Consider the following 490-nt stretch of genomic DNA (forward strand, 5'->3'; position numbering starts at 1 on the left):
CGATTTCTATTATTGTTCCATGTCACCGCGTTATCGGCGCCAATGGCAAGCTAACCGGCTTTAGCGGCGGCCTTGATAAGAAAGAGGCGCTGTTACGACTAGAGGGCTGTATTTATCAGGAATGCTTACTGTAACAGCTTGAGCAACCGTTTATCTTTCTCTTCCCTGCCCGTTTTTCTCATTTGTTTTAAACATACCAAAAAGCCCCGCACATTTCTGTCGGGGCTTTTTTGTATGTTAAGCTGGTCTTGGAGTTTTTCTTGCTTGAGCGTTGCTCAGGTATTTCGGCTGTATTTGGGGATTTGGTTTTCAGGCTTTTTCCCGTTCGTCGTGCAATCGCTAGTCACTCGGTTACTTGCTCTTCTCAGTCTTCCGGTTATGAGGCTGTCGTGGTGAGAGCGTTAAAAAATCGCTTGCTTATCGACTTTAGGCAGCACGGTCTGCTGCAAGAGTTTTGCTTGATTTGCAGAGTTATTGTATTTCGTAGGAA

2 protein-coding genes are annotated in these 490 nt (G+C 45.5%); both read left to right on the top strand.

Annotated elements, in window-relative coordinates; translation table 11 throughout:
- On the top strand, window positions 1-134 hold a 134-nt coding region (locus P8H26_RS18070), incomplete at its 5' end, for a methylated-DNA--[protein]-cysteine S-methyltransferase (RefSeq protein WP_289634466.1).
- Between the two features lie 96 nt (window positions 135-230).
- Window positions 231-490, top strand: a 260-nt coding sequence (locus P8H26_RS18075; RefSeq protein WP_289634465.1) for a hypothetical protein, incomplete at its 3' end; no start/stop codon positions are given.

Origin of the sequence: Pseudochrobactrum sp. sp1633, assembly GCF_030376605.1 — a bacterium.
Lineage (GTDB): Bacteria > Pseudomonadota > Alphaproteobacteria > Rhizobiales > Rhizobiaceae > Pseudochrobactrum.